Genomic DNA, 25,982 nt, shown 5'->3' with positions numbered 1-25,982 from the left:
ACTCAAGCCGTGTGGTGTTCCCGGCGGTGGGCGCTCAGCACGTCGAGGCCGAAGTCGTGGCCGGGGTCGCGCCAGACCGAGTGGGCGTGGTTGGCGTCGCGCTGGGTGTTGTCCCACTCGAGGAGCAGACGCGGGCCCTGCACCCGGTAGTAGTGGGGCGCGCCCGGTTCGGTCGAGCCGGCCCAGGCGACGTGCACGAGGTCGAGCGCGGCCTCGTCGTACGCCGCGAGCGGGGAGACCGACTCGGGAACGCGGCCGAAATAGGTGCCCAGCAACGCGTACAGAAGCTCGCGTTGACCGGGGTTGAGGTCGCGGCCGGGGATGCCCTTGGGCCGGGCGGTGTATTCCAGGGAACGGTGCTCGGGTTCGCCGTAGGCCGAAGCGGCGTCGATGGCGTCGCTCGCGGCGCGCAGCTTCCGCCATTCGGCGGGGTCGCTGAAACGCTCGTCGCGCCAGATGCCGGCGAGCGGGATGACGCGGTCGCCCTCGCCGATGTCGGTGCGGTTGCCGGTGACCAGGTCGGACGGCGCCCGGGTGGACAGGATCGCGCGGCGCTGGTCGTCGGGGCCGAGCGAGCGCACCAGCTCGCGGGCCAGGTCCTCGACCCGGGCCAGCGGGCGGTTGACCGCGCCGCCGAGCAGCTCGGAGGTGGCCGGGTCGGCGCCCATGAAGCACGGCGTCGTGGCCACCAGCTCGCCGTCCGCGACCAGGTTGTTCAGCGAGACGTGGTGGCCGCCGAAGCGCCAGCCCCAGGTGCCGTGGCCGCTCGGCTCGCCGAAGACGCGCAGGTAGTAGAGCCCGGGATCACGGCCTCGCTCGCGGTCGAAGCGGGCGACGAAACCCTCGGCGTGGTCGAGCACGTTCTCGAGCCCGATCGTGGTGGCGACCGTGACGAAGCCGGGCCGTGAGAGGCCGGACGCCACGAGCCGCATGGCCGCGCGCTGCTGGGCGGGCCGCTGCTGGTGGAACGTCAGTCCACCGTGGTCGGTCGGGGTGTAGAACCAGCGTCGCCGCTCGCCGTCCGTGGCGTCGCCGGACGGGCCGTGACCGTCGGCGATCGCGCGCTGGTCGTCGGTCAAGAGCTCGAGCCAGGACCGGGCGGCCTCGGCCATCCGGGCGGCTACGTCATCGACCATGAGATCAACCTAACCGTTGCGGTGGTGCTTCTTGACGAAGGTGTAGCCGGGGGCCAGCGGGCCGATGCCCGCGCTCTCGGCTGCCTTTCGCTGCTTCGGGGACGGCTGGGCGCCGCGGGGGAGCTTGCGGATGAAGCCGCTCACCCAGTGGTCGCCGCGGTGCGACTCGGCCGGGACGGGCTCGACCATGGGGGCGTAGAACACCATGTCGGTCTCGGCCTGACCGTCGAGGGCGGGGTAGGACGGATGGCCGGCCGGGTCGACGCTGCCGGTCACCCGGGTCAGAAAACCCTCGCGGATCAGCTGGTCGACCGCGTTGCGCAGCAGGAACGCGCCTTTGGCGCCACGGCCCAGACCGGACCGCTTGGCCAGCAGTTCCTCACTGAGGACGGCGCTGCCGTCGTCGAAGACCCGGCCGAGCTTGCGTACGGTGTGCAGCACCTTCGCGCGGTTCGACTGGTCGGGCTGGTAGTCGCGGGTGACGACCTTCGGGTCGTACGCGTAGAAGTAGTCGACCCCGTCGACGCGCAGCGGGTCGTCGAGCGGGTCGGGGCGGATCACGAAGTCGTCGCGGGCCGGGTGCCAGGTGACGGTGACCAGCACGCCCGGCGGGAAGGCGGCCGGCCAGGTCAGACCGGTCAGCTGCCACTCGACGTCCTGTCGCAGCTCGCACTGGACGGTCTGCCGGTTGTCCATCACGACGATGACCTTGTCGCGCTCGCCGAGGGCCTCGGCGGCCTCTTCGGGGGCGGCGCAGACCCCGGCCTCGAGATCGGCGCGCCACAGCGCGAGGCGGCGGCTGACCGTCTTCATCCGGCGAATCTACCGTGACCGGCGGCGATGCCGGCCACGGCGGGCGCGCGTGTCAGTCGAGGTCGCGCCCGCTGGCGCTGTCGAGTTCCTGCAGCTGGCGCTGGACGTGGTCGCCCAGGGCCTGCTGGTAGGTCTGTGCCAGCTGGCCCAGCCGCTCGATCTCGTCGAGCAACTGGTTGCGCTTGTCGACCAGGCCGTTCATGGCCTCGGTGTGCTTGCGGCGGGCGTCGCTCTCGATCGTGCTCGCGGTCAGCTGCGCGTCGCTGGTGACCTTGTCGGACTCGGACTGGGCCGAGCCGATCAGCGAATCGGCCTCGGCCCGGGCGTCCCGCATGTGGTCGTCGGCGGTGCGCCGCGCCATCATCAGCACGGGCGAATCCTGGCCGTCGCCGGCTGACGGCGGCGGGCCGGACGGCGTCTCGCGCCGGGCCCGCTCGAGCTGGGTCTGCATGCTGCGCGCGTTCTGCTCGGCGCGGGCGCGTGCCTCCTGCAGGCGGCCCAGCTGGGCCGTCAGGTCGGAGAGCTCGGCTTCCATGGCCCGGTTGCCCGGCCCGTTCGCCGCCGGGCCGCTCGGCCCGGGGCGCTGCACCTGGTCGTGCAGGGCGCGGTTCTCTTCGAGGAGCCGGGTGAGTTCCTGCTCGACCTCGTCCAGGAACGCGTCGACGTCTTCCTCGTCGTATCCGCGCTTGCCGATCGCCGGCTTCTTGAACGCCACGTTGTGAACGTCGGCTGGAGTTAGCGGCATCGTGCTCCTCGGTTCCCCTCTGTTTCGACCTGCCGAGGCATCCTACGCACAGACCCTTGGAGTCCGCTCAGGTGTCATAACATCAGTCGCCGACCCAACACTTGCGGAAGGGTTCTCCCGGTGGCCGACGCCGACGATGTGCGCCGACTCGCGCTCGCCCTGCCCGACGTGGTCGAGATCGACAGCGACGGTTTCGACTTCCGGGTCCACAACCGGGGCTTCGTCTGGTCGTATCCGCAGCGTGAGCCGGGTAAGCCGCGTGTCATCCGGACCGATGTCGCGGTCCTCTACGTGGGTGACGAGGCCGAGAAGCAAGCTCTGGTCCTGGGTGAACCAGAGCTCTTCTTCACGATCCCCTCGTACGACGGACTGCCGTTGGTGATGCTGCGGCTACCAGAGGTAACCAGTGCGCGGCTGCAAGAACTTATCGGCGACGCCTGGCAGATGCGCTCGGACAGTACGGGCTGACTACCGTCCGAGCAGGCGGTAGCGACGCACCGCGAGCGGCGCGAAGATCGCGAGCAGCACCAGCGGCCACGCCACGGCGAGGGCGATGGCGTGCTCGCTGCCGGCCCCCGGGTTGCCGAAGAGCTCCCGGGCCGCGGCGACGGTGGCCGAGATCGGGTTCCACTCCGAGATGGCGCCCAGCCAGGCCGGCATCCGGTCCGGCGGCACGAAGACGTTGGACAGGGCGGTCAGCGGGAAGGCCAGCGGGAAGACGATCAGGCTGACCGTGTCGGGGTTGGGCACGATGCTGCCGAGGAAGATGCCGACCCAGGTCAGCGCCAGCCGCAGCAGCAGGATCAGGCCCATGGCGCCCAGCGCGGCGCCGATGCCGCGGTGCCACTGCCAGCCGACGAGCAGGCCGCAGACCACCAGCACGATCATCTCCAGTACGGCCCGGGCCAGATCGGCCGTGCTGCGGCCGACCATGAGCGCGGAGCGGGCGGTGGGCATCGAGCGGAACCGGTCGACGACGCCGCGGCTGATGTCCAGCGAGATGGCGGTGGCGGTGGCGCCCAGCCCGTACAGCTGGGTCATGACGAAGACCCCGGGCAGCAGGTACTCGCGGTAGCTGTCGCCGCCGACGGCCATGCCGCTGCCGAACACGTACCCGAAGACCAGCACGAACATGATGGGCAGGGAGAAGTAGATGATGATCTGCTCGGGTTCGCGCACGACGTGCCGCAGGTAGCGGCCGGTCATCACCCAGCCGTCGGCGAGGGCGGTGGTCATCGGGTCTCCTTCTGGGTGTCGGTGTCGGTGCGGTGGCCGGTCAGGCTCAGGAACGCCTCGTCCAGCGTGGGACGGCGGATGCCCAGGTCGTCGACGGTGACGGCCGCGTCCCGCAGCAGCCGGGCTGCCTCGACGAGCGCCGTCAGCCGGTCGGTGACGGCGACCCGCAGCCGCCGGGTGTCGACGTCGGTGTCGACCGCGCCGATGCGTCCGAGCAGGGCGGCCGCCTCGGTCAGGCGGTCGTGCTCGCGGATCACGACCTCGAGCCGGTCGACGCCGATCGCCGCCTTGAGCTCGTCCGGCGTGCCCTCGGCGACGACGCGTCCGGTGTCGACGACCGAGATCCGGTCGGCCAGCTGGTCCGCCTCGTCCAGGTACTGGGTGGTGAGCAGCACGGTGGCGCCGTCGGCGACCAGCTTGCGGACGGTGTCCCAGACCTGGTTGCGGCTGCGCGGGTCGAGCCCGGTGGTCGGCTCGTCGAGGAAGAGCGCCTGCGGCGCCCGGATCAGGCTGGCGGCCAGATCGAGGCGCCGCTGCATGCCGCCGGAGTACTCGGCGGCCGACCGGTGGGCCGCGCCGGTGAGGTCGAACTGTTCGAGCAGTTCGTCGGCCCGCGCCTCAGCGGCACGGCGTCCGAGGTGGTGCAGGCGCCCGAACAGGACGAGGTTCTGCCGCCCGGTCAGCGAGCCGTCGACCGCCGCGTACTGTCCCGTCAGCGCGATCCGTTCGCGCACCTGCTCCGGGCGCCGGGCCACATCGGCTCCGGCCACTGTGACCTGTCCGGCGTCGAAGTCCAGCAGCGTGGCCAGGATCCGCACGGCCGTGGTCTTGCCGGCCCCGTTCGGCCCGAGCAGCCCGCACACGGTTCCGGCGGGCACGCTCAGCCGGAACCCGTCGAGCGCCGCCACACCCCGGTACGTCTTCCGCAGCCCCTCGGCCGCGATGGCGATCTCTGTCATGCCCCGAGGCTGCCGACCCGCGCTGACGAGCCGCGCACGAGCCGCTGACAACCTCGGTCAGCGGACGGGCGTCACGGGGCGGGGCCGGGATTCAGGGCGGCCAGGGCGGCGGCGGCCTCGGCGGTGACGGCGGTGGCGTCCAGGCCGGTGGCCTCGGCGGTCACCTGGCGGAACCAGTGGGCGGCCTCGTACCGGTCGCCGGCGGCCCCGGCGGCGTGGCCCAGGGTGAGTTTGATGGTCAGGCGTACGCCGTCGGCCGTGTACCAGCCGGTCGGGCACTCGGCCAGCGCGCTCAGGGCCAGGCCGCGCGCCGTGGCGTGATCGCCCCGGCGGAGCGCCAGGCGGGCCTGGCCGAGGCGGGACGACGCGACCACCTCCGTGGCGCCGCACGCCGTGGCCAGGGCCATCGACTCGGAGAAGTCGCCGGCCGCGCCGGCCGGGTCGTCGCCGAGCATGCGGGCCTCGCCCCGGGAGCGCAGCATCTCGGCCAGGTCGACCTGGGAGCGCAGCTCGGCCGCCAGGCGAAGCGCCTCGTCCATCGGGGGCCGGGCCGCCCGGTGGTCGCCGCGCGCGGTGGCCAGCTCGGCCAGACCGGACTGCGCGAGCATCATGCCCCAGCGTTCGCCCAGTGCCTGGAACCCGACCAGCGCGCGGGCGAACTCGCGTCCGGCCCAGGCCTCGTCGCCGTGGAAGAGCGCTATCCACCCGCTGCCGATGGAGGCCAGCGCCTCGCTCCAGGGCGAGCCGCGCAGCCGGGCCCGCAGGCGTTCCTGGATCGCGACCACGTCCTCGTGCGACGACTCGGGCGGGCCCGCGGCGAACGCCGACAGGTACAACAGGAACGGCTGCGCGGGCGGGCGGCTCAGCGTCTGCAGGAAGCGGGCCGGATGCGAGGCGGCGTCCAACGGCGTGGGGAGCCCGGCGTTCAGCCGGCACAGCACGTGCTCCTCGGCCAGCCCCGGCGGCGCCACCGGGCCGACCCGGTCGAGCAGTTCGCGGGCCAGCGCCTGCGCCTCGCCGCGGGCGCCGCGCAGCCACCAATAGAACGAGAGGGCCGCCACCAGCCGCAGCGCCGGCTCGGCCGAGCCGTGCCGCACGGCCGCATGCAGGTTGTCGCGGTCGGCGTCGAGCCGGTCGAGCCAGGTCAGCTGGTCGGGGCCGCGGAGGTGCGCGTCGGCCGTGCGGGCCAGCTCCAGGAAGAACAGCGCGTGATCCTCGGACGGCGGCGGGCCCTGGGCGGCGCAGAAGGCCCGGATCGTCGACAGCATGCGGTAGCGCGAGCCGTCGCGTTCGATCAGGGACTTGCCGACCAGCCCGCCCAGCGCGTCGAGGGTGTCGTCACCGAGTCCGCACACCTGCTCGATCGCGTCGAGCCCGGCGCCACCCCGGAACACCGTGAACCGCTGCGCCAGCAGCTGTTCCCGGGTGGTGAGCAGGTCCCAGCTCCACGCGACCAGGTTCCACAGGGTGCGGTGCCGGACGGCGGCCGTGCTGCTGCCGCGCGACAGCACGCGGAACCGGTCGCCGACCCGGCGGGCCAGCTCGTCGACGGGCAGCACCGGCAGCCGGGCCGCGGCCAGTTCCAGGGCCAGGGGCAGACCGTCCAGCGTACGAACGATCTGCCGCACAGCCGCCTCGTCCGCAGCCGCGAGCGCGAACCCGGCCGCCGCGGCGCCGCGCTCGGTGAACAGCCGCATGCCCGCCTCCGTCGGCAGCCCGGCCACGGGCACGCGCACCTCCCCGGTGACACCGAGCGGCTCCCGGCTGGTCGCCAGCACCCGCAGGCCGGGGCACGCCCCGAGCAGCCGGCCGGCCAGCGCGGCGGCCGCCGCGAGCAGGTGCTCGCAGTTGTCGAGCACGAGCAACAGCTCCCGGGTGGACAGCGCCGCCAGCAGCCGGTCGAGCGCGTCCGGCCCGGCCGACCGGTCGAGCAGGCCCGTGTCCCGCAGCCCGAGCGCGTCGAGCACCGCCCGCGGCACGTCGTCGGGCCCGGTGCCGGCCAGCTCGACCAGACAGGCTTCGCCGGGGTGCCGGGCCGCGACCTCGAGCGACAGCCGGGTCTTGCCCGCGCCGCCCGGCCCGACCAGCGTCACCAGCCGCGCGGACCGCAGCGACTCCGCGGTGCGCGCGAGTTCGTCCCGCTCGACGAAGCTGGTCAGCTGTGCGGGCAGCCGGGACCGGGGCGGCCCCGGGGTCAGGGAGCCGCGCAGGACGGCTGTGTGCACCGCGCTCAGCTCGGCCGACGGGTCGGCGCCGAGCTCGTCGGCCAGCACGCGGCGAGCCTCCTCGAACGCGGCCAGAGCCTCGGCCGGGCGCCCGCCCGCGACGAGCGAGCGCATGAGCAGCGCCCAGGTGTGCTCGCGCAGCGGCGCCGCCGCGAGCAGCTTGCGCAGGTCGTCGACGGCGTCGGCCGACGGGCGCAGGTGCAGTTGCGCCTCGATGTTGTCCTCGACCGCCTGGCGGCGCTGCTCCTCGAGGCGGTCGGCCGCGGCCGGGGCGAAGGGCGCCGCCCGGACGTCGGCCAGGGCCTCACCCCGCCAGAGCGCGAGCGCCTCGGACAGCCGCGATTCGGCCGCGGCGAAGTCGCCGGACCGGAGCGCGGACCGCCCCTCGGTGGCGAGCCGGGCGAACCGGTGGACGTCGACCTCGCCGGGCTCGACATCCAGGCGGTAGCCCGAACCGTCGTACGCGATCGGAACCTCACGCCGCAGCCGCGAGACGTTGGACTGCACCGCGTTGACGGCCCCGGCGGGCGGGGTGTCGCCGTAGAGATCGTCGATGAGCCGGGGGAGGGGCACCACCCGGCCCGCGTCGAGAAGCAGCCGGGCGAGCAGGGCGCGTAGCCGGGCCCCACCCGCCGCCACGGCCGGGCCGGCGAGTGTCGGACCCAGAACCCCGTACGGCATGGGCTCCATTGTCGTCCGTGGCGCCGAGCCGCGTGCCGGGGCCTTCCGGCGGCCGGATGGACACGGTTCTGTCCCAGCCGGCGTGATCTGGCGGGTGTCGCCCAGCGCGCTCGCGAGCTGCTCTCTAAGGTGATCGGCATGCCTGCCAAGCTCAATCCCGACAAGGCCCGTTCCGCGTTACGGACGTCGGCCGTCCTCTCGGCGCAGACGCTGCTCGTGCTGGCCATGGCGTACGTCGTGCTGTGGCTGCTGGGCCGGGCCTGGTCGGTCATCTGGCCCGTGGTGGTGGCGCTGCTGCTGACCACGTTGACCTGGCCGGTGGCCCGGTTCCTGCGCTACCGGTGGAAGTGGAAGCCGGCGCTGGCCGCCGCCTTCGTCACCGTGCTGTTCCTGGTGGTGATGGCGGGCATCATCGTCGTCATCGCGGTGCCGGTCGCGTCGCAGTCGGGCGAGCTCTCGCAGGGCGTCGTCGACGGCATCCAGCGCGTGCGCGAGTGGGCGTCGGGCCCGCCGCTGAACTTCGGCGACGACGACATCACCGGCGCGTTCGACGCGGCCGTCGAACGCCTCCAGGCCAGCGCCGGCAACATCGTCAACTACACCCTGACCGGTGTGAACACCGTGCTGAACGGCGTCATCACGACCGTGCTGGCGCTGTTCCTGATGTTCTTCTTCCTCAAGGACGGCCCGCGCTTCCTGCCCTGGCTGTCGAAGCAGCTGCCGGGCCGGCTGGCCGACGACGTGCCGGCCGTGGCCACCCGCAGCTGGGACACGCTGGGCGCGTTCGTGCGGTCGCAGGCCTTCGTCGGCCTGCTCGACGCGGTCTTCATCGGCCTCGGCCTGTGGATCGTCGGTGTGCCGCTGGTGCTGCCGCTGGCCGTGCTCACCTTCATCACGGCCTTCGTCCCGATCGTCGGCGCGCTGTTCGCCGGCTTCGTGGCCGTGCTGATCGCGCTGGTCACCCAGGGCTGGGTCGACGCGCTGATCGTGCTCGGCATCATCATCGTGGTGCAGCAACTGGAGGGCAACGTCTTCCAGCCGATGGTGCAGAGCCGGGGTCTCGGGCTGCACGCGGCTGTCGTGCTGCTCGCGGTGACGCTCGGCGGTGGCCTGGCCGGCATCATCGGCGCCCTTCTCGCGGTGCCGGTGGCCGCGCTGGTGTCGGTCGTCTACGTCTACGTGCGCGAACAGCTCAGCGACAGCCCGCCCGATCCGGAGCCGGAGGTGCCGCCGGAACCGGACCAGGGCGAGGAGCCGGCCACCACGGTCTGAGCACGACGGGCTCTTGACACATCGGTAACAGAGGGGAAACCATGCATCCGCGTCGATGTTAACGCTCACACCCCCAAGGAGCGCGCGATGAAGATGCTGTCCCGATGGCTGGCCGCTGTGCTCGGCGCGGTCGCCGTCCTCGCCGTCCCCACCCCCGCCAACGCTGCCACGACCCTGGTCTACGCCACCTTCAAGGGCGACGCCCCGGCCGACGAGGAACTGTGGCTCTACCAGTCCACCAACGGCGGCACGAGCTACAGCGTGCTGTCCGACACCAACTTCCACGGACCCACCGGTGTGCTGCGCGATCCGAGCATCCTGCAGCACAACGGTCGCTACTACATCGCGTACACCGTGCAGTCCTGGACCACGAACTCGACGTACTTCAACATCGCGAGCAGCACCAACCTGACGACCTGGACGAACATCGCCAGCGTGCCGTCGGGCATCGCCAACACCCGTTTCACCTGGGCCCCCGAGTTCTACGTCGAGGGCAACACCGTCCGCGTCATCACCAGTGTCGCCGCGACGACCTGTTCCAACTGCTTCCGGCCGTACGTCTACACAGCGCAGAACGCCGCGCTGACGTCCTGGAGCGGTCCCGCGCAGATGTGGGGCCTCGGCACCAATCACATCGACACGTTCGTCGTGAAGTCCGGCAGCACCTGGCACGCCTTCACCAAGGACGAGACCGGCAAGTACATCGAGCACTGGACGACCACGGCCAACCTCACCGAAGGCTGGGTCAACCGGGGCCGGCTGTTCGCCAGCGGGTACGAGGGACCGTCGCTGGTGCGGCTCGACAACGGCAGCTGGCGCATCTACGTCGACCGCTACAGCACGGGCGGCGGCATCTACACCGCGACGAGCACCGACCTGTTCACCTGGACCGGCCTGACCTCGGTCGGCTGCTCCGGCTGCCGGCACGGCACGGCGATCGCGCGATGAGGCGCCGGACCCTGTTCTCGGCGGGCATCGCGGCCGGCGCGGCGGCCTTCATCCGTCCGGAGCCCGCGCTGGCCGCCACCTATACCGGCTACGCGATGGCCTACTTCACCGAGTCGCCGACGATGGCCGCCGCCAGTTACAACCTGCACCTGGCGGTCAGCTCGGACGGGCTGAACTGGACGCCGCTCAACCAGAACCGGCCGGTGGCCGACCCGACGTCGGGCAGCGGCGGGCTGCGCGACCCGTTCCTGCTGCGCAAGCAGGACGGCACGTTCGTCGTGCTCGCGACCGACCTGAACGGCACCGACTGGGCGTACCAGAGTCAGTACCTGCACGTGTGGGACTCGGCCGACCTGCGTACGTTCCGCAACTACCGCCTGCTCAAGGTGCACAGCCTGGCCACCCACGCGTGGGCGCCCGAGGCCGTGTGGGACCCGGCCCGCGGACAGTACGCGATCGTCTACTCGGCGGTGGTCGGTGGGCGCAACGTGCTGATGGTCAGCTACACCGGCGATTTCGTGACCGCGACGACCGGGCAGGTGTTCTTCGACCCCGGCTACGACGCGATCGACGGCAACTTCGTGACCGTCGGCGGGGTGAACTACATGTACTACAAGAACAACACCAACAGCACGCTGCTGGGCGCCCGTTCGAACAGCCTCGACCCGGGCAGCTTCAGCGTCTACACCGGCGCGATCGGGCCCGGCCGGGGCGTCGAGGCGCCGCAGATCGTCAAGTCGAACACGGCCGATACCTGGCACATGTGGGGCGACACGTGGAGCCCGAACGGCCGCTTCTTCTGCTGGCAGAGCTCGTCTCCGAGCGGAGGGTCGTGGAGCCTGCTCAACGATCGCCTCTACACGCAACCGCTCAATTCCAAGCACCCGGGCATCACGCCGATCACGGCGGCCGAGTTGTCCGGACTCACTTCGCAATTCGGTACGCCGGCCTGGCGGCGCCTCAAGTCCTACAACTTCCCGGACCAGTACGTCCGGCACGCCGACAATGTGGCCCGGATCGATGTGTACCCCTTCGACCCGTACCAGGACCAGCTCTGGACCCTGGTTCCCGGTCTGGCCAGCTCGTCCGGCGTCTCGTTCCGGTCGGTCAACTACCCCTCGATGTATCTGCGCCACTGGAACTACGCCGTGGTGCTGGCGGCCGACGACGGCACGACGGCGTTCCGGGCGGATGCAACTTTCACCCAGGTGCCCGGCCTGGCCGACTCGTCGTGGTCGTCGTTCCGGTCGTACAACTTCCCCGACCGGCACATCCGCCACGCGAACTACGTCCTGCGGATCGACCCCGTCACGACGGCGACCGAGAGGCAGGACGCGACTTTCCGGATGGGCTACTGACGGCATCATCCCGACCGCGGCACTCGCCTCGCTCGACACCGGCCGCGTCATCGAGCACAGGCACGATCATCTGGGTGACGACGTCGACCTGGACGGGCTGGCCGCGATGAGCAAGTTCCACTTCGTGCGCTCGTTCCGCGCGGCGACCGGCCCGACTCCGCACCGCCACCTGACGATGCTGCGCATGCGCCGCGCCGCCGGCCTGCTGCGCACGACGACCCTCAGCGTCCGCCAGGTCGCGTCCGCCTGCGGTTGTCAGAGCCCGAGCCGCTTCGCCGCCGCCTTGCGGCGCGAGCACGGCGTCAGCCCCGCTCTTCACCGCAACTTCGGGCTTCCCTAGCGCAAGCTCGGGATCGGCCCGCGACCGGCGGGCGGGCATCACCGGGCGCATGACTGGAAAACTCGCAGGTAAGACCGCCGTCGTCAAGACCATCTATTGCAATGGCGGAATGATCTGTCCGGTCAACTGAGCCCACGCCGGGTCCGGGCGGAAGCCGGTGTGGGTGCCGTCGAACGGGAAGGCGCCGGCCTTCGCGAGCGTGATGATGCGCTCGCCCTCCGCCCGGATCTCGCCGGCGGTGGCGGCGTCGAAGTAGCCGGGGGTGCCGATGGCGGCGGCGAACTCGTCCTCGTCCTTCCACTCCCAGGCGCGGTCGGGGCTCACCACGATGTCGAGCACGAGGTCGGTCGTGTCGACACCCTCGGGGCGCCGGGTGAACGGGGTCTCCAGATTGACGTACCAGCCGCCGAAGTCGCCTTCGGGGGAGAAGAACCACCAGACCGAGTACGCGGCGCCGGCCGGCATGAGCACCAGGATGTCCCAGAACCGCCACTTCTTGCGGACGAGCCTCGGGTCCCGCATCTCGTGCAGGGGACGGTCGTGCAGCGTGCTGCCGTCGGTGTCGGTCAGCTGGGCGTGCTCGGTGCCGACCGGCATCCACAGCAGCAGTCCGGCGTCGTCGTCGCTGACCACCCGCATCGGTTTGGCGAAGGTGGTGCGCCCGGCTCGGACGTATCGGCGCACGATGATCTGGCTCGGAGCGAATGGCATGGGCGCGACTTTACGAGGCCGGGCTGCCCTTCCGTGCTGAGGGCAGCCCGGGCCGGTTCTACGCCGCGGCGCGGCTCACGGTGGGAGCGGTGTTTGCGCCGGTTCACCAGCCGAGGAAGCCGAACTGGGTGCCGGCGCCGGCGGCGAGGGCGCCGTTGTAGCTGACGTTCCGCGCCGTCACGGCCGAGCCGCTGCTGGTCACGGTGGCGTTCCACGCCTGCGTCACCGCCTGGCCGTTCGCGTAGGCCCGTGAGGTGGCTGCCGCTTGGGGCAAGGGGACGCAGACCGTCGACCTCGCCTGGACCGACGAGCGCACCGTACGCGGTGTGGCCGTGCCCGTCGGCGGCGCCGGCCCGCGCGAATTGCGGCAGTTCACGATTCCCACCTGACGCGTCACTCTCCGTTCCGCGTCGGCCCGTCCCCGATCCGCGGATTCCTCGACCCGAAGGTGGGATGCCCAGGACGGCCCGCGGGGCGGGAACCTCGGAAGCGGGCCGTCCGGTGCGCCCGGTCCTCAACCCGGCGAGGGGGAAGCGTGAACCACGGCCTGGCTCGGGCGGGCTCCGACGCTCGGGGGCTGCCGCGCCACCACCGTGCCGCTGCGGTCACCGGCCACCTGGGCAAGCCGCCGGCCGGGCTGCCCCTGACCGTTTACACCGACGGTTCGGTCTCCCTGAGGCAGATCGCGCGGCGCCGGGGCTGGCTCACCGGCTGGGGTTACCTGTCCACCGGCGGCAGCTACGGGTGCGGCCGATACCCCCAGTTCGCCGCGAACGCCGGCACCGAGGTCACCACCGTCACCGAACTGCGCGCGGTCTGGCACGCCATCCGCGCCGACCTGACCACCCGCCCCGTCACGATCGTCACCGACAGCCGGAACGCGGCCGCCATTCTCGAACTGTGGAAGGCCGGCAGCGAGCGGATGCCGACCGGCTACATCGGCAGCAACAGCGGCGTCGCCACGCTCGACAAACTGCGCCGGCTGGTGACCGCGAACCCGGCCCACCTCAGCGTCGAGACCGTCCGCGGCCATTCCGGCGACATCCTCAACGAGGGCGCCGACACGCTGGCCCAGCTGGGCATGCGGTGGGCCCGCGACGACCTGGCCAAGGACGACGTCCACCAGCGAGCCGAGCGCGTCGCCGAAGGCTTCCTCGCCCAGTGGCGCTCCTGACGGCCGGGAAACTTCGCCGCTAACCGTTGCTGCCCGGCGATTTCCGCTTGACGCGCGGCTGAGGATGGCGGTGTGGACGACCTGCGACTGCGGGCCCTTGAGTACCTTGGCCGGCGCGACGGGGACGTGGACGGCGAGCTGTTCGTCCCGACTGTCCCGCCGGGTGCTGCGGTTCCGTCGGGCGGTGCGGTCCCGCCGGGTGGTGCGGTTCCGTCGGGCGGTGCGGTCCCGCCGGCTGCTGCGGTCCCGCCTGGCGGTGCGGTTCCGTCGGGTGGTGCGGTTTCGCCGGGCGCGGACGTCCCGCCGCTGGGCGTCCCGGTCGCTACCGGCCGTCCTGTCTGCGATCGGGTCATGCACGGCCTTCGGCGTCGCGACTTGCCGTGTGCGCGCGAGGTGCGCGCGTTTCCTGCCGTTTGCGTGCGGCCGGCGGTTGTTCGGTCTGAGCAGCCGTGGCGCCGGTCGGTCGGGCGGCTGCCGGGCTTCAGGTGGTGGCTCGGTAGGAGGCTCGGTCGAAGTCGGCGTAGGCGCCCTCGCGGCCCAGGTCCTGCACCCACAGGCCGGCGAAGGCGCCGGTGAAGCCCCAGGCGGCGGGCTCGCCGTTGATGACCTGGGCGGCGTACTCGTCGGAGAGGTTGGTGGCGTCCAGGGAAGGGCCTGCGTTGTGCCACTCGGCTGTCTCCGTTGCGCTGTTGAACGCGTACGAGAAAGAGAGAGACGGACCGGCGAAGCGCAAGCGCAGGCGGACGGGGGTGAGCGGGGCGGGGGTGCGGACGCCGGGGACGACGGTGACCTGGCCGCTGTCGCAGGTGAGCAGGTCGAGGATCGGGGTGCCGTCGTCGTCGGCGGTGAGGTGGAGGAAGTACCAGTTGCGGGTGTTGTAGTAGGCGGTGATCCCGGCCAGCTGGCGATAGTTGCGCGGCGTGAACTCCATGGTGGCCTCGAACTCGCCGTCGGTGGCGACGACGCGGCGGGCCACCAGGCTGGGCTGGTGGCGTCCCATGGGTGATCGGCCGCCATGGATGCGCAGGTGGGACGGGCGTTCCGAGAGCGAGACCCAGTCGGGAGTGGCCGGGCGGCGCAGCGTCGACCAGTTCACGCCGAGCCGGGGGGCGGCGAAGTCGTCGTCCTCGAGGTGTTCCGAGGAGACGGGCGCCTCGGCGGGCACCTTCACGCCGATCGGCGCGGGCACGATGTCGGCCGGCAGGCCGTCGGCGATGCGCGGCCAGCCCTCGTCGGTCCAGGTGACCTCCTGGATCGCCGACTCGCGGCCGAGGACGCAGCGGCCCCGCGGCGTGTACGGCCGGCCCACCAGATGCGCGAGGTACCACTGGCCGTCGGGCGTCTCGACCAGGCTGCCGTGGCCGGCCTTCTGCAGCGTCAGCGACGGGTCCCCGGCCGAGGTGAGCAGGGGACCGGCCGGGTCGGCGAGGTACGGGCCGAGCACGTGGCCCGACCGGGCGACCGTCACCTGGTGTTCCCAGCTCGTGCCGCCCTCGGCGGTGACCAGGTAGTACCAGCCGTCCTTGCGGTACAGGTTGGGCGCCTCGGTCACGCCCGCCGCGGTGCCCGTGAAGATCATGTGCTCGGGGCCGACGAGCTTGCGCGTCGCACGGTCGTACTGCTGGATCGAGATGCCGCCGAAACGGTTCCGGCCCGGGCGCCAGTCTGCGACCATCGACAGCATCCAGGTGGTGCCGTCGTCGTCGTGGAAGAGCGACGCGTCGAAGCCGCGCCCGTGCAGCACGACCGGGTCGGACCACGGCCCGGTCGGCCCCGGCCCGGTGACGAGGAAGTTCTGCGGGTCCCAGTACCCGCCGGCGAACGTCGCCACGTCGGAGTAGAGCAGGTGGAACTCACCATGGGCGTACGAGAGATTGGGCGCCCACACGCCGTTCGAGTCGCCCGTGCCGGTCAGGTCGAGCAGGCGCTTGTCGTCGAGGGCGCCGCCGAGCGGAGTCCAGTCGACCAGGTTGGTCGAGTGGTGCACGCGTACGCCGGGATACCACTCGAAGGTCGAGGTCGCGATGTAGTAGTCGTTGCCGACCCGCAGGATCGACGGGTCCGGGTGGAAGCCGGCCAGCACCGGATTCCGGATTCCCCGGCTCGGGGTGGTGGCCTCGCTGAGCGTGCTCGTCTCGGCGCTCGTCATCGTCGTCCCCTGCCGCTCGATCGCGTAACTTCCGGACTGTACCGCAAGTTTTCGCTCGCGAGGCGCCGCTTTCTCGACCCCCCGCTCAGCGCGTCACCGATGGGGGCGGTGGCCGGGTCGTGTTCGTCGGGTCGACGACGGTGTCCTGCGCGGGTTGCTGACTGGTGGTGGTCGCGCGTCGGTGTCGGCGATGAGCGCTGGTCGGGTTGTGTTGGGCCGGTTGGTGGCGGCGGCGCCGCGCGGGTGCGGCCAAGCGTGCCCCGCGCTCCTCGCCGCCGCGGGCCGGAGTGGTGGGTCAGGGGCGTTGGAGGGCGGCGGCTATGGCTCGGCCATCGGGTGTCCACGGGGCAGGGCGCATGGTGGCGGGGTCGAGGCGGACGTTGACGCGGCGGCCCTCGGCGTAGACGGTCTGGGCGTCGGCGGACGTCACCTGGAAGCCGTACTCGGCGCTGGTGGTGCCCATGCGGTCCAGCCAGAAGCGGATGTCGATCTCGCCGGTGCCGCGGATCGGGGTGTGGAAGGTGATCTGGTATTCGCGCACCACGTTGAACGCGTCGGGCGTGGTGGGGCGGCCGCCGGTGAAGGACACGCCGCGCTCGGCCCACCACACGATGATGGCTCTTTCCACCAGGACGGCGTAGCGGCTGTTGTGCAGAACGCCCATCGCGTCGAGGTCGTCGAAGTGGACGGCCTGAGGAACGACGGCGCCGTAGGTGTGGACTGCGGTTGTCATGTCGGCTCCGGAAGAATCGTCGGGTCAGTGGTGACTGCTCGCAGATGGTCGAACAGGGCACGGCGGGCATGGCGGAACGTCACGTCGGCGCCCAGCACCGGCGCCTGCATCACGGCACAGACGCCAAGAGACTCCGCTTCGTACGCGATGCCGGCCGGATCGGTGCCGGGCCTGAAGTCACCCAGCGCGACGGCGTCGGTGGCCAGGCTGGTCAGGAAGCCCATCCAGTCCCGGAGTTCCACGGCCAGCCGGTCTCGCACCACGCCCGGCCGGGCATTGAACTCGAAATGCGCGTTGGCGAAGAAGCAGCCACCGGGCAGAGTCTTCGACTCGTAGAAGTCGAGCCGCTGGTTGTGCACAGCCCACAGGCGTCGCACGCCGCGTGGCGCTTCCAGAGCCGGGCCGATCACCAGCTCTGTCCACTGGGCGCGGGCGTGGGCGATGACGGCCAGTTGCAGCTCTTCCTTGGAACGCCAATGCGCGAACAGACCGGACTTGCTGACGCCCAGCGAATCGGCGACCTGGCTGAGCGACAGGCCGTCGAGGCCCGCCGTCGTCGCCAGCTGCAACGCCCGGTCGAGCACAGCGGTGCGGGTGCGCTCGCCTCGCAGCAGCCGCCCGTCTGTTCCCATGCCGTGGACCCTACTAAACGACCGACCGTTCGTAAATATAGTTTGGTGTTGACTGGACCACGTGGATCGTCAACGTGCCAGCGCGCTCGCGCACACCCATCACCCCATCGCCGCGCCGGTCGCGGGCGTCAACGTGAACAAGTTGCTGCGCCGTGCCGGGCGCGGACCGGCAGCCCGGATCCTCGATCTGGGCTGCGGCCAGGCGGCGTGGGCGCTGCAAGCGCTGGCCCACTATCCCGACGGGCACGCCGACGGCGTCGACCTGAGCGCGCATGCCCTGGAGCGTGCGGAAGCGGTGGCGGCCATGCGCGAGTTGTCCGACCGACTGACGCTGCATGAGCGGGATGCACGCACGTATGTTCCGGACGGCGATTACGACCTGGTGCTCTGCGTCGGCTCCACCCATGCCTTCGGCGGCTTCGCCGAAACCCTCGACCAGGCCGGCCGCCACGTGAACCCGCACGGCGTACTGATGGTCGGCGACGGCTTCTGGGAGGCGAACCCCACCCCGCAAGCCCTGGCCGCGTTGGACGCCAAACCCGGCGACTTCACCGACCTGCCCACCCTGATCGAAACCGCCGCCGACGCCGGCTGGCACCCCATCTACGCCCACATCAGCGACGCCGCCGAGTGGGACGACTACGAGTGGTCCTGGACCGGTTCCCTGCTCGAGTGGGCGATCGACAACCCCGGCCACCCCGACGCGCCCGAAGCCACCCGCCTGGCGAACGAGCATCGCGACCAGTGGCTGCGCGGCTACCGCGGAGTCCTCGGCTTCGCCACCCTGGTCCTCCGCCGCCAGCCCCTCTAGCCGGCGGCCGCCGGATTTGTGCTCTGCGGCCGTTGAGTCGCGGCCGTAGGACGTCGGGCGTGGCCTCTCGTGTCCGCCTGGGGCCGGCGCTGGGATGGCGCCGGTCGCCTGGTCGGCTGTCAGTCGAGCGTGTACTCCCAGCCTTCGGGGCGCCACTCGAAGGTTTCGGCTACCAGGTCGTGGATGGTGCGGCCGTGGGCTGCGTGTTCCAGGGCCCGGTAGGTCGCCAGGTGGCCGATCACCATGACGCGGCGGCCGCGCCAGCGAGTGAACAGGTCGGGGAAGACACCGGCTGCGCGCGTTATCGCTTGGCGGTGGCTTTCGCCGCCGGGGTACGGGCTGTCGACGTAGGCCAGGCGGTCGCGGCCCACCTCGGAAGACGGGCTTCCGTTGTGCTCGCCGAAATCGCACTCGCGCAGGCGCCAGTCGTACAGGATCGGGATGTTGGTGGCGCCGAAGGCTATCTCGGCCGTGTGTGCGGCTCGGCGCAGATCTGAGCTGAAGACCGCGGCGATGCCGTCGTCGCGGCGGCGGCCCATGTCGGCTGCGTTGGACCGGCCGCGTTCGCTGAGGCGGCCGGGTAGCCAACCGGTGGCGAAGCCGCGTTCGTTGTCCTCGGTCAGGGCGTGTGTCTCGAAAACGATGTTGATGGTTCCCCTCCTCGGCCACCGGGCTGCGTCTCGTCGATGCCGGCGTAAGGCGTCCGCGACGACCTCGCCGAGCGGCGTGTGCTCACCGTGGCCCGTCCGCCTGCCTTGAGCTGGGCGACGCCAAGACCGCCCATACCGGGCCGGGGGAGCTGCGCCATCGGTACCCGGGCGTTGTTCCAGCAGATCGCGGGATCAGTCCAGGACGGGCATGGTGGCCTTGCCCTTGTCGGCGATGATGAACGGGGTGTCGATGTCGGGCGTGCCCTCGCCGATCTGCACCGCGGCCACGCCGGTGCCGGTGCCGGCGATCTCGCCGGTCGGGTCCTGGATGATGTAGGTGTCCTTGCCCGTACGGATGGTGTACGTGGGCTTGCCGTTCGACTGGCCGGTCTTGCGGAAGCGGAACAGCTGGTCCGATGCCGCGGCGTCGCACGCCGTGGTCTTCACCGCGGCCGGCACGCCGCCGGAGCCGAGCTTGGCCGACAGGCAGTACGGCTCGCCGCCCTTGCGCAGCTTGGCGGTCCGGATCCAGTACTGGTCGCCGCCCTGGCGGACGGCCGTCAGCACGAACAACTCGCCGTCGCCGAACCTCTCGGACAGGCCGATCTTGCCGTCCTGGACGACGCCGAGGGTAGACTCGCTGTTCTTGGGCAGCAGGTACACCTGGCGGGTGCCGCTGAAGACGCCGCCGCCCCCACCACCGCTGCCGGACGACTTCGAGCTCGACGTCGTGGGCTTGGGCGACGACGTGGAGGTGGAGGCGGACGGCGATGGTGACGTCGTGGTCGGGCTGACCGAGGGGGAGTTGGCGGCCGGAGCGTTGCCGGCTCCCGCGTTGGCGGTGTCGTCGCTGGTGGCGCAGGCCGAGGTCAACAGCAGGCCGGCGAGAACCGCAGTGGCGGCCGGGACGCGAGAGGGGATACGCACGGAAGGGCTCCTCAGTCGGGGGTGCAGGTCAGGTGCTTGATCTGAATCCTTGTGGACCTGCCATCCCGGATGCCGTTCCGCCAACGTTCCTGGCAGTAATCGGGGAGATCTCGCGTTCGTACGGAGGGCGAAATCAACGTCAGCCCGCTGGGGCTGCTCTCCGAACGGTCACGGACCGACTCAGCCACCTGCCGCCGAGCGTCCTGCGGACGTCGGATCTGGAAACGCTGCTGGTCACGGAACGGATCTTCGGGCCCCTGGGCCGCCGTCCGAGCCAGTGCTGGCCACGCACCCCGAGCCGAGCGGGACCGTCTCGAGGCAGCTGAGGCCGGATGCGATGCATCGAACGCGCGGAACAACTCCTCGCCGAGGCCCACTGCGCGAACAGCTGATCGCCCGCGCCTGGCTCCGAGCTATGGCCCGACAGTGGAGGCTGCGCGATAGAGGGCAGGCCGCGATCGGCCTGCCCTGGAGTTGGCTACGGCTTGCGGCCGACCGCGCCGTACGCCTCGATGGACTCGATGCCGTCGCCGTCGGGGCGCCAGGAGCTGATCTGGGTGAGGCCGGGTTCGACCAGCTCGAGGCCCTCGAACACCGTGGCCAGCTCTTCGGGGCTGCGCAGGATGTAGGGGACGCCGCCCATCTCGGCGAGCTTGGCTGCGCCCTCGACCACGGCTTCGGAGGTGTTGGTACCGTCCCAGAAGACCAGGTAGCTGCCGGAGGGGACGCGGGCCATCACCGTGTCGACGATCGAGCGGATGACCTTGATGTCGGGTTCGTAGCCCATGACGCCCATGAACATGACGGCGACCGGCTCGGTGAAGTCGAGCGCGGAGTCGGCGTCGGCCAGGATCTTCTCGGGTTCGTGGTAGTCGGCGTGGACGTACGTGGTCACGCCCTCGGTGGTCGTGCCGACCAGCAGGGCGCGGGCGTAGGCCAGGACCATCGGGTCGTTGTCGACGTAGACGATCTTGGACTCGGGGGCGATGCTCTGGGCCACCTCGTGCGTGTTCTGCATGGTGGGCAGGCCGGTGCCGATGTCGAGGAACTGGCGGATGCCGGCCTCGGCGGTCAGGTGGCGGACCACCCGGATCAGGAACTTGCGGGACTGACGGGCCATCACCGCGATCTCGGGATAGACCTGGGCCACCGCGTCGCCGGCGGCGCGGTCGGCGGCGAAGTTGTCTTTCCCGCCCATCCAGTAGTTCCACATGCGTGCCGCGTGCGGCACGTCGGGCTGCAACTCGGCGGGGGCCTCTTGGTCCGTCATGGGGACGTTTCTATCGGCTGCGGTTGCCGAGCACAACCACCCAATGTGGATATCTACCAGCGTTCCAGGTCGATCAGAACGGCCTTCAGGATCTCGGGGGTGCGCGCGGGCGGGGCGGCCTCGATGATGAGCCGGCCGAACGCCGCCGCGTAGTCGTCCACGTCCTCGCGTTTGTCCAGGTAGAGGGCGCTGGTGAGGTGCTCGATGTAGACCACGTCGTCGAGTTCCGCGTGCGGGAACCGCAGGATGCTGAACGCGCCGCCCGCCGCCGCGTGGCCGCCCGAGTCGAACGGAATCACCTGAAGGCGTACGTTGGGATTGTCGCAGGCCTCGAGCAGGGCCAGGATCTGGTCGCGCAGCACGTCGCGCCCGCCGATCAGCCGCCGCAGCACGGCCTCGTCGAGCACCGCCCAGAACGTGGGCGATTCCGGCCGGGTCAGCGTCTCCTTGCGGGCCATCCGCAGCTTGGCGAGCCGCTCGACCTCGTGCTTGCCCGGGTTGTTGTGCCCGAGGCGGATCACCGCGCTGGCGTACGCCTCGGTCTGCAGCAGCCCCGGCACGAACTGAATCTCGTACGTACGGATGAGCTCAGCCGCCTGCTCGAGGTCGAGGTAACTGTGGAACCAGCTCTCGAGCACGTCGCCGTAGGTGTGCCACCAGCTCGGCGAGTTGGCCGCCTTGGTCAGCTCGAGCAGGCGCTCGTGTTCCGCGGTGTCCTCGATGCCGTACAGGACCAGCAGGTCGGTCACGTCGCGGGCCTTGAACCCGACGCGGCCCAGCTCCATGCGGCTGATCTTGGATTCGGACGCGCGGATACGGTAGCCGGCGGCCTCGCGGCTCACGCCGGCGGCGAGGCGCAACTCGCGCAGGCGCGCGCCCAGCTGCAACCGGCGGACGGTCGAGCCGCCGCTGTCCCCTCGGCCGATCATGGTGACCTGCTTATCAAAGTGTTGTCCGGTGCGCTACGGCTTGCGGCCGACGGCGCAGTACTGGGAGATCTCCAACCCATCAGATCGCCACTTGGTGACCGGGACCACCCCCGGATGGACGAGTTCGAGCCCCTCGAACAGGTGAACGATTCGTTCGGGGCTGCGCAGGTGGTACTTCGGGTTGGCCGAGACGTTCCAGATGCGGGTCGCCTCGCGGGTGGCCGGGTCGGTGTCGGCGCCGTCGTACATCGCCACGTAGCTGCCGGACGGCAGGTTGCGCAGCAGCCGGGCGAGGATCGAGCGGGCCGTGTGGTCGCTCTCGATGTGCCCGAGCACGCCCATCAGGGCCAGGGCGACGGGCTTGTCCAGGTCGAGGGTGCGGGCGGCGGCGCGCAGGATCGCCTCGGGGTCGCGCAGGTCTTCGTGGACGTAGTCGGTCGCGCCCTCGGGCGTGCTGGTCAGCAGCTCGCGCGCGTGCGCCAGCACGAGCGGGTCGTTGTCGACGTAGACGACGCGGGCGTCGGGCGCGGCGGCCTGGGCCACCTGGTGGGTGTTGTCGGCCGTGGGCAGCCCGGTGCCGATGTCGAGGAACTGGCGGATGCCGGCTTCCAGGACGAGGAAGCGGACGGCCCGGACGAGGAAGGCGCGGGAGAGCCTCGCGTTGTCGGCCAGCTGGGGGAGGGTGGCCATGATCTGGTCGCCCACGGCCCGGTCGGCCGCGAAGTTATCGGCGCCGCCCAGCAGGTAGTTCCAGATCCGGGCGGTCTCCGGCACGTTGGTGTCCAGCCTGGACACGTCTTCAGCCACGCTGATCATCCTCACCTCGATGGACTCCCGGTGTCCAGTGTGGATATGACGTGATCGGCGCACGACAACATACCGCGCCGTTCCCACGTGAGCGCCGGGCACGGACAGTACCGTACCCGGCGTTGCTTCGCGCCTACTCTGTGCCTGTTTCCCGGGACGAATGTGATCCCGGTATCAGTCCGTCACGCCCGACGAGGCGGAGTCGTCCCGAGAGCATGAACACCAGAGAGCACCGCGTGGTCATCGTCGGCGCCGGCTTCGGCGGCCTGTTCGCGGCCAAGGCGCTGGGCAAGGTCCCGGCCCGGGTCACGGTCATCAACGGCACCACCTATCACCTCTTCGAACCGCTGCTCTACCAGGTCGCGGCGGGCATTCTGAGCGAGGGCGAGGTGGCGCCCCCGATCCGCGAGATCCTGCCCGGGCGTGACATCCGGCTGGGCTGGGTGACCGACGTCGACGTCGCGGCCCGCACCGTCGTGGTCAGCTCGCCCGACGGCCGGGAAAGGCTTGTTCCGTACGACTCGCTGGTCGTGGCGGCCGGGGCCAGCAACTCCTACTTCGGCAACGAGCGGTTCGCCGAGCACGCCCCGGCGCTGAAGAACATCGACGACGCTCTCGAGGTGCGCAGCCGGATCTTCCACGCCTTCGAGATGGCCGAGCTCGAGGAGGACCCGGAGCGCCGCCGCCAGTGGCTGACGTTCGTGCTGGTCGGGGCGGGTCCGACCGGCGTCGAGCTGGCCGGGCAGATCGCCGAGCTGGCCCACCGGGCGCTGAAGGGCCAGTACCGGCGGGCCGACCTGGCCAGCACACGGGTGGTGCTCGTCGACGCCGTCGACCGCGTGCTCCCGGCCTTCGACCAGCACCTGTCGGCGGCGGCCCGGAAGCAACTGCGCCGGCTGGGTGTCGAGGTGCGGCTGGGCACGCGGGTCACCGACGTCGACGCGTACGGCGTGAAGATGGAGACCGCCGAGGGCGAGGAGCGCATCGAGGCGTACACGAAATTCTGGGCCGCCGGTGTTGCCGCACCCGCCCTGGCCGCCCGGATCGCCGCCGCGACCGGCGCGCCCACCGACCGCGCGGGCCGGATCCGGGTCGAGCCCGACCTGACCGTGCCCGGCCACCCCGAGATCTTCGTGGTCGGCGACATGGCCGCCACCGGGTTGCCCGGCGTGGCCCAGGTGGCCATGCAGGGCGGCGCCTACGCGGCCCGGACGATCGCCCGGCGACTTGCCGGCAAGCCCGCGGGCAAGCCGTTCAAGTACTTCGACAAGGGCAACATGGCGACGATCTCGCGCTTCTCGGCCGTCGCCGACATGGGGCCGCTGCACCTCAGCGGGCTCGTCGGCTGGCTGGGCTGGCTCGGTGTGCACCTGTTCTACCTGGTCGGGTTCAAGAACAAGGTGACGACGCTGCTGCACTGGCTGATCAGCTTCCTGGGCCGGGGCCGGGCAGAACGCATCTCGACGACGCAGCAGATCCACGCCCGCACGGCCCTACAGCTCGTGCGGGAGCAGGTGACGCCAGGTCGCGCGGAGGAACTCCACCGGTGACGTGCGGTAGGCGGGCCACAGCGGGAGCCCGGCCGGCAGGGTACGGCGGGCGAGCTGGGCCGGTCGGCCGTGCAGATCGATCTCGGCGTAGAGGCCGCTCGTATCGGGCCACGGCAGCCCGACGGGCCAGGGCGCCGCGGCGCCCGGCTCGTGATCGAGGCGGACGGCGGCGAGCCGGATCGCGTTGGGCCGCCAGGGCTCGCCGCCGGTGAGCACCGTACGGCCGAGTTGCTGCACGTGCTTGTCGAGCGCCCGCATCGGCTCGGGGAAGGCCCGGTAGGGGTCGCCGTCGCCCCAGCCCTCGAGCTCGGCCGTCCGGAATGTGCCGTCCTCGAGCCGGACGCTCACGTGGTCGACCGGGCGGTCCCGCACCGGCTGGTCGGGGTCGCGCACGAGGTTGCGGGGGTCGTCGAGCACCTCGGCGGCGTGGGCGCGCAGGGACTCGGCCTGGCGGGGGCGCAGCGGAAGGCTGGCCGAGGCGTCGGCGTACGCGGTGTTGTCGTCGTAGATCGCCAGCGGCGGCGGCGTGAGGATGCCCTCGCCGGGGAAGAAGAAGCCCCCGGGCCGCGTCCATTCGAAGATCGGGCGGCGTACGGCGGCCCGGGCGGGCGCCCCGCTGAGGCTCACCACAGCGATCGCCCCACCGGCGCCCAGCAACGTCCTACGGTCCATGGGCTCGAACCCTAATGCGGCAAATGCCGCGAAGTGTGCGAGCAGCCAAAGTTCGTACGATTCCCTGACGCGTCCGCGGGCGCCGGAGGGCGCCGCGCCGTGCCCGCCGAGCCGGGGCCTTAAGCGTTGCGGGGCGTGCGCGGCAGTCAGTCGGCCGGGGCGTCTCCGGCGCTTCCCGCGTACTCCCGGAATCGCTCGGCGGCATGGCCGGAGACCGCCTTGCCGTGCCCGAAGACGGCGTGCTCGAACTCGTACGTCCCCAGCTTGGCCAGGCTGCGCCCCTGTTGCGCCGGGTCGGCCGACGCCTGGGTCGGCCCCGAGGTGACCTTGCCGTCCTTGGTGCCCGAGGCCGTGTCGCCCGCGAAGAGGATGCCGCCCGCGCGGTCGAGCAGATAGGACACGTGCCCCCGGGTGTGGCCCGGCGTGTGGATCGCCGTGAAGCCGGGCAGCGGCTCCGACTCCTCCGCGGTGATCAGGTGGTCGAGCTTGGTCGGCTCGGCCGAGCCGATCAGGCGTACCGCGAACCGGGCCAGGCCCTTGGGCTCGGGTGGCCGGATGGCGCCGGTGATGCCCGCGGCGTCGGCGGCGTGCGCGAAAACCCGGGCCCCGGCGCGGCGCCGGACGTCAGCGACGTTGCCGATGTGGTCGACATGCTGGTGGGTCAGCAGCACCGCGGTCACGTCGCCGATCTGCTTGCGCAGGCGGTGCAGGGCGCGGTCGATCCGCTGGGCGTTGCGCGGAAGACCCGTGTCGACCAGGACGACCCCGTCGTCGGTCACCACCAGATGCATGTTGACGAAACCCAGGCCCAGCTCGAAGACACCGTCGATTACCTCGCGCACGCGCCCATCCTGCCAGGCCGGGTCGTATGCGGCGGATCACCCGGGGAGCGATCTGCCGCCAGGCCGGGGCCGCAGCACCGCTTGTGCTGCCGTGAGCGCGCGGCCCGGCCGGCCCGACGCCGCCGCCCGGGTTCGACCCGGCCAAGGTGGGCCGCCTGACCCGGATCGAGCACGGCAGGGTCACGCACGCCGCCGTCACGATGCCGACCGGTGTCGAGTACGCCGGCGGCAAGCTCTACGCGACCTCGTGGAGCATCGCCGGGTTCTTCGGCCTCAAGGACGCCGGACGCCTGGTGCAGGTGAACCCGCACGCCTTCCGGTAGCGGGAAGCCGCAGTCCGGGGGGGGGGGGGGGGGGGGGGCCCCGCGGGGGGGGGGGGGGGGGGGGGGGGGGGGGGGGGGCCGCCCGGGGG

28 protein-coding genes are annotated in these 25,982 nt (G+C 71.4%); 10 read left to right on the top strand and 18 right to left on the bottom strand.

From position 1 onward, the window contains the following. Window positions 1–2: 2 nt before the first annotated feature. The 3 genes from LXN57_RS46380 to LXN57_RS48135 are packed head-to-tail and all read right to left on the bottom strand — an operon-like array spanning window position 3 to window position 2,694. Window positions 3–1,136 carry a DUF3500 domain-containing protein gene (locus LXN57_RS46380; RefSeq protein ID WP_251804713.1) on the bottom strand — a complete coding sequence of 378 codons (1,134 nt, stop codon included), beginning with the start codon at window positions 1,134–1,136 and terminating at the stop codon, window positions 3–5. Window positions 1,137–1,145: 9 nt separating this feature from the next. After that, on the bottom strand, window positions 1,146–1,949 hold the full coding sequence (locus LXN57_RS46375) for a hypothetical protein (RefSeq protein ID WP_251804712.1): 804 nt from the start codon (window positions 1,947–1,949) through the stop codon (window positions 1,146–1,148). Between the two features lie 52 nt (window positions 1,950–2,001). Then, complete coding sequence (locus LXN57_RS48135) at window positions 2,002–2,694, bottom strand: DivIVA domain-containing protein (protein WP_285904764.1); 693 nt, start codon at window positions 2,692–2,694, stop codon at window positions 2,002–2,004. Window positions 2,695–2,814: 120 nt separating this feature from the next. Here LXN57_RS48135 and LXN57_RS46365 point away from each other — a divergent pair, with 120 nt between their 5' ends. Then, window positions 2,815–3,162 carry an MmcQ/YjbR family DNA-binding protein gene (locus tag LXN57_RS46365; RefSeq protein WP_251804711.1) on the top strand — a complete coding sequence of 116 codons (348 nt, stop codon included), beginning with the start codon at window positions 2,815–2,817 and terminating at the stop codon, window positions 3,160–3,162. On the opposite strand, the gene LXN57_RS46360 is transcribed toward LXN57_RS46365, so the two are convergent. The 3 genes from LXN57_RS46360 to LXN57_RS46350 all read right to left on the bottom strand — a co-directional run bounded on the left by LXN57_RS46360 (window position 3,163) and on the right by LXN57_RS46350 (window position 7,795). After that, window positions 3,163–3,930: an ABC transporter permease gene (locus tag LXN57_RS46360; protein WP_251804710.1), complete on the bottom strand. Its 768-nt coding sequence runs from the start codon at window positions 3,928–3,930 to the stop codon at window positions 3,163–3,165. It lies immediately after the preceding gene. Next, window positions 3,927–4,889, bottom strand: coding sequence for an ATP-binding cassette domain-containing protein (locus LXN57_RS46355; RefSeq protein ID WP_251804709.1), 963 nt, complete (start codon window positions 4,887–4,889; stop codon window positions 3,927–3,929). Before LXN57_RS46355 ends, LXN57_RS46360 begins: the two co-directional genes overlap by 4 nt. 71 nt (window positions 4,890–4,960) lie before the next feature. Beyond that, on the bottom strand, window positions 4,961–7,795 hold the full coding sequence (locus LXN57_RS46350) for an ATP-binding protein (RefSeq protein WP_251804708.1): 2,835 nt from the start codon (window positions 7,793–7,795) through the stop codon (window positions 4,961–4,963). A 138-nt stretch (window positions 7,796–7,933) separates the two neighbouring features. Between LXN57_RS46350 and LXN57_RS46345 the strand changes: the two genes are divergently transcribed. The 4 genes from LXN57_RS46345 (at window position 7,934) to LXN57_RS46330 (ending at window position 11,713) form a co-directional block, all read left to right on the top strand. Then, entirely contained in the window at window positions 7,934–9,067 is a 1,134-nt protein-coding gene (locus LXN57_RS46345) for an AI-2E family transporter (RefSeq protein WP_251804707.1), read from the top strand. A gap of 87 nt (window positions 9,068–9,154) precedes the next feature. Continuing rightward, window positions 9,155–10,015: a family 43 glycosylhydrolase gene (locus tag LXN57_RS46340; RefSeq protein ID WP_285904763.1), complete on the top strand. Its 861-nt coding sequence runs from the start codon at window positions 9,155–9,157 to the stop codon at window positions 10,013–10,015. Further along, on the top strand, window positions 10,012–11,373 hold the full coding sequence (locus LXN57_RS46335) for a glycoside hydrolase family 43 protein (RefSeq protein WP_251804706.1): 1,362 nt from the start codon (window positions 10,012–10,014) through the stop codon (window positions 11,371–11,373). The genes LXN57_RS46340 and LXN57_RS46335 overlap by 4 nt, the downstream gene beginning before the upstream one ends. A 106-nt stretch (window positions 11,374–11,479) precedes the next feature. Beyond that, complete coding sequence (locus LXN57_RS46330) at window positions 11,480–11,713, top strand: helix-turn-helix transcriptional regulator (protein ID WP_251804705.1); 234 nt, start codon at window positions 11,480–11,482, stop codon at window positions 11,711–11,713. 93 nt (window positions 11,714–11,806) lie between these two features. On the opposite strand, the gene LXN57_RS46325 is transcribed toward LXN57_RS46330, so the two are convergent. Together LXN57_RS46325 and LXN57_RS46320 are read right to left on the bottom strand one after the other, a co-directional pair. After that, window positions 11,807–12,424, bottom strand: coding sequence for a ribonuclease FAU-1 family protein (locus tag LXN57_RS46325; protein WP_251804704.1), 618 nt, complete (start codon window positions 12,422–12,424; stop codon window positions 11,807–11,809). Between the two features lie 103 nt (window positions 12,425–12,527). Further along, window positions 12,528–12,740 (bottom strand): cellulose binding domain-containing protein, encoded by a 213-nt coding sequence (locus LXN57_RS46320; protein WP_438872991.1) that lies wholly within the window; start codon window positions 12,738–12,740, stop codon window positions 12,528–12,530. Between LXN57_RS46320 and LXN57_RS48130 the strand changes: the two genes are divergently transcribed. Both LXN57_RS48130 and LXN57_RS46315 read left to right on the top strand, forming a co-directional pair. Continuing rightward, window positions 12,679–12,813, top strand: coding sequence for a hypothetical protein (locus LXN57_RS48130; RefSeq protein WP_285904762.1), 135 nt, complete (start codon window positions 12,679–12,681; stop codon window positions 12,811–12,813). The two genes, LXN57_RS46320 and LXN57_RS48130, sit on opposite strands and share 62 nt — an antisense overlap. Window positions 12,814–12,959: 146 nt before the next feature. Next, entirely contained in the window at window positions 12,960–13,598 is a 639-nt protein-coding gene (locus LXN57_RS46315; protein ID WP_251804703.1) for an RNase H family protein, read from the top strand. Between the two features lie 481 nt (window positions 13,599–14,079). On the opposite strand, the gene LXN57_RS46310 is transcribed toward LXN57_RS46315, so the two are convergent. The 3 genes from LXN57_RS46310 to LXN57_RS46300 form a co-directional block, all read right to left on the bottom strand. Then, window positions 14,080–15,747: a glycoside hydrolase family 43 protein gene (locus LXN57_RS46310; protein WP_251804702.1), complete on the bottom strand. Its 1,668-nt coding sequence runs from the start codon at window positions 15,745–15,747 to the stop codon at window positions 14,080–14,082. A 295-nt stretch (window positions 15,748–16,042) separates the two neighbouring features. After that, entirely contained in the window at window positions 16,043–16,480 is a 438-nt protein-coding gene (locus LXN57_RS46305; protein ID WP_251804701.1) for an acyl-CoA thioesterase, read from the bottom strand. After that, window positions 16,477–17,112: a TetR/AcrR family transcriptional regulator gene (locus tag LXN57_RS46300; RefSeq protein WP_251804700.1), complete on the bottom strand. Its 636-nt coding sequence runs from the start codon at window positions 17,110–17,112 to the stop codon at window positions 16,477–16,479. Before LXN57_RS46300 ends, LXN57_RS46305 begins: the two co-directional genes overlap by 4 nt. A gap of 61 nt (window positions 17,113–17,173) precedes the next feature. Between LXN57_RS46300 and LXN57_RS46295 the strand changes: the two genes are divergently transcribed. Next, the gene (locus tag LXN57_RS46295) at window positions 17,174–17,923 is read left to right on the top strand and encodes an SAM-dependent methyltransferase (RefSeq protein ID WP_251804699.1); all 750 of its coding nucleotides are present in this window, start codon (window positions 17,174–17,176) and stop codon (window positions 17,921–17,923) included. A gap of 119 nt (window positions 17,924–18,042) precedes the next feature. Here the strand turns inward: LXN57_RS46295 and LXN57_RS46290 are convergent, their stop codons facing one another. The 5 genes from LXN57_RS46290 to LXN57_RS46270 all read right to left on the bottom strand — a co-directional run bounded on the left by LXN57_RS46290 (window position 18,043) and on the right by LXN57_RS46270 (window position 22,515). Then, window positions 18,043–18,546 carry a histidine phosphatase family protein gene (locus LXN57_RS46290; RefSeq protein WP_251804719.1) on the bottom strand — a complete coding sequence of 168 codons (504 nt, stop codon included), beginning with the start codon at window positions 18,544–18,546 and terminating at the stop codon, window positions 18,043–18,045. A gap of 219 nt (window positions 18,547–18,765) precedes the next feature. Continuing rightward, window positions 18,766–19,500, bottom strand: a complete 735-nt coding sequence (locus tag LXN57_RS46285; RefSeq protein ID WP_251804698.1) for a hypothetical protein — start codon at window positions 19,498–19,500, stop codon at window positions 18,766–18,768. Between the two features lie 478 nt (window positions 19,501–19,978). Then, window positions 19,979–20,770: an SAM-dependent methyltransferase gene (locus LXN57_RS46280; RefSeq protein WP_251804697.1), complete on the bottom strand. Its 792-nt coding sequence runs from the start codon at window positions 20,768–20,770 to the stop codon at window positions 19,979–19,981. 53 nt (window positions 20,771–20,823) lie between these two features. Further along, window positions 20,824–21,699 (bottom strand): Sco1979 family transcriptional regulator, encoded by an 876-nt coding sequence (locus LXN57_RS46275; RefSeq protein ID WP_251804696.1) that lies wholly within the window; start codon window positions 21,697–21,699, stop codon window positions 20,824–20,826. Window positions 21,700–21,732: 33 nt separating this feature from the next. Continuing rightward, window positions 21,733–22,515, bottom strand: coding sequence for an SAM-dependent methyltransferase (locus LXN57_RS46270; protein ID WP_438872990.1), 783 nt, complete (start codon window positions 22,513–22,515; stop codon window positions 21,733–21,735). A 206-nt stretch (window positions 22,516–22,721) separates the two neighbouring features. Between LXN57_RS46270 and LXN57_RS46265 the strand changes: the two genes are divergently transcribed. Beyond that, complete coding sequence (locus LXN57_RS46265; protein WP_251804694.1) at window positions 22,722–24,056, top strand: NAD(P)/FAD-dependent oxidoreductase; 1,335 nt, start codon at window positions 22,722–22,724, stop codon at window positions 24,054–24,056. Here LXN57_RS46265 and LXN57_RS46260 read toward each other — a convergent pair. Next, window positions 24,000–24,728, bottom strand: coding sequence for a hypothetical protein (locus LXN57_RS46260; protein ID WP_251804693.1), 729 nt, complete (start codon window positions 24,726–24,728; stop codon window positions 24,000–24,002). The genes LXN57_RS46265 and LXN57_RS46260 overlap by 57 nt on opposite strands. Window positions 24,729–24,874: 146 nt before the next feature. Continuing rightward, the gene (locus LXN57_RS46255; protein ID WP_251804692.1) at window positions 24,875–25,570 is read right to left on the bottom strand and encodes an MBL fold metallo-hydrolase; all 696 of its coding nucleotides are present in this window, start codon (window positions 25,568–25,570) and stop codon (window positions 24,875–24,877) included. Between the two features lie 146 nt (window positions 25,571–25,716). Between LXN57_RS46255 and LXN57_RS46250 the strand changes: the two genes are divergently transcribed. After that, complete coding sequence (locus LXN57_RS46250) at window positions 25,717–25,893, top strand: hypothetical protein (RefSeq protein ID WP_251804691.1); 177 nt, start codon at window positions 25,717–25,719, stop codon at window positions 25,891–25,893. Window positions 25,894–25,982 lie beyond the last annotated feature (89 nt).

Source organism: Paractinoplanes hotanensis (genome assembly GCF_023717965.1).
GTDB classification, from domain to species: Bacteria; Actinomycetota; Actinomycetes; order Mycobacteriales; family Micromonosporaceae; genus Actinoplanes; species Actinoplanes polyasparticus.
This window is presented reverse-complemented; position numbering and strand designations above follow the sequence as displayed.